Origin of the sequence: Streptomyces sp. NPDC006265 (assembly GCF_040613555.1) — a bacterium.
Taxonomy (GTDB): Bacteria; Actinomycetota; Actinomycetes; order Streptomycetales; family Streptomycetaceae; genus Streptomyces.
On record NZ_JBEXSH010001293.1, the window covers coordinates 1 to 1,762 of the forward strand.

Below are 1,762 nucleotides of genomic sequence, written 5' to 3' on the forward strand. Positions count from 1 at the left end.
GCCGGAGCTGCCGCTGATCGACGGCGTCGAAGTCGAGGTCATCTACCGCGCGGCCGGCGAGGGCAACGAGGTCGGCGGCGACTTCTACGACGTCTTTCCCATCCGCGACGGCGCCTACGGCTTCGCCATCGGCGACGTGTGCGGCACGGGCCCGAACGCGGCAGCGGTCACCGGCCTGGCCCGCCACGCCCTGCGCCTCCTGGCCCGCGAGGGCCTCAGCGGTCCGGCGGTCCTGGAGCGCCTCAATTCCGCGATCCTCGACGAAGGCGCCCGCAGCCGCTTCCTCACCCTCCTCTACGGCGAGATGCGCCCGCAGGACGACGGCAGCGCGGAACTGAAGGTGGTCTGCGCCGGCCATCCGCTCCCGCTGCGCCTGCGCCAGGACGGCTCGGTCGAACCGGCTGCGGAACCCCAGCCGCTCCTCGGCGTCATCGAGGACCTGGAGCTCTACGAGCAGACCGTCACCCTCGACCCGGGTGATGTCCTGCTGTGCGTCACGGACGGCGTCACCGAACGCCGAGAGGGCGCCCGCATGCTCGGCGACGACGGGCTCGCCGACGTCCTCACCACCTGCACGGGACTCACCGCGGGGGCGGTCGCGGCCCGCATCATGCGCGCGGTGGAACGCTTCGCGTCGGATGCCCCTTCGGACGATATGGCGATCCTGGCGATGCGCGTCCCGGGTCTCCACAAGGACTAGGAGAACGCAAAAGGCCCCACCCGCGAGGGTGGGGCCTATTCTGCTGGAGCCCCCAAACGGAATCGAACCGTTGACCTTCTCCTTACCATGGAGACGCTCTACCGACTGAGCTATAGGGGCCTGTTGCTTGCGAGGTCTCCCCCGCGGCAACGGAATAGATCATACCCCGAACAGACCCGTGTTCCCAACCACGTCAGAAGGCGGGCTGGAGAAGCCCTCCGAGGGTGTTGCAGGCGGACACGATCCGCTGCATGTCCCGCTTGGTCAGGGACGCGTGTACGGGCAGCGCAAGCGTTTCGTCCGACGCCCGCTCGGTCTCCGGAAGAGAAACACACCGCCGGAATTCGGGCAGCCGGTGCACGGGCGTCTTCACCGGTACCCGGCATTCAACTCCCCTGGCCCGCACGGCCCGCGCGAAGGCATCCCGATCGGGGCGCCCATTGCCCGGAATGCGCACGACGTACTGCTGATAGGTGTGCCCGTCACCGTCGTCCGGAGTCCGCACACCCCTCAACTTCGTGTCGAGATAGGCCGCGCGCTCCCGGCGCTGGGCTATCTCGTCGTATGGCGCCTCGGACTCTCCCTGCTCCAGCACCAGCAGTCCGTGCCGCTGTCCCACGCCATGCAGCCGGGCGATGTCGGCGAGCCGGCCGAAGCGGTGTACGACCACCACGGCGGCGGTCCGCGAGGTGACCGCCGCTTCCGCAGCAGCGGGGTCGAGGCAGTAGGTGGCGGGGTCTATGTCGGCGAACACCGGCAGCGCCCCGGCCATGGCCACGGCCTCGGCGACCTCGACGTTCCCGAAGGCCGGCACGACGACCTCGTCACCGAGTCCGACACCGGCGGCCCTGAGCATTGCGGCAGTACCCATGCTGTCGATGCTCGTTGCGCAACGTGAACTTCAAGTGACGCACAACAAAAAAGGGTTGGACCCGAAACCGAAGTTTCGGGTCCAACCCTTTCAATGATTGTTCGGCGGCGTCCTACTCTCCCACAGGGTCCCCCCTGCAGTACCATCGGCGCTGTAAGGCTTAGCTTCCGGGTTCGAAATGTAACCGGGCG

2 protein-coding genes, 1 tRNA gene and 1 rRNA gene are annotated in these 1,762 nt (G+C 68.0%); 1 reads left to right on the plus strand and 3 read right to left on the minus strand.

Going from position 1 to position 1,762, the window contains the following annotated elements:
- The coding region (locus ABZ281_RS48115) for a PP2C family protein-serine/threonine phosphatase (RefSeq protein ID WP_356665040.1) at positions 1-700 on the plus strand (700 nt) is incomplete at its 5' end.
- A gap of 44 nt (positions 701-744) precedes the next feature.
- Here ABZ281_RS48115 and ABZ281_RS48120 read toward each other — a convergent pair.
- The 3 genes from ABZ281_RS48120 to rrf form a co-directional block, all read right to left on the minus strand.
- A tRNA-Thr gene (locus ABZ281_RS48120) sits at positions 745-820 on the minus strand.
- 73 nt (positions 821-893) lie between these two features.
- Positions 894-1,556 (minus strand): DegT/DnrJ/EryC1/StrS family aminotransferase, encoded by a 663-nt coding sequence (locus tag ABZ281_RS48125; protein WP_356665042.1) that lies wholly within the window; start codon positions 1,554-1,556, stop codon positions 894-896.
- A 114-nt stretch (positions 1,557-1,670) separates the two neighbouring features.
- Positions 1,671-1,762: ribosomal RNA gene (rrf, locus tag ABZ281_RS48130) — 5S ribosomal RNA — on the minus strand; the annotation flags it as partial.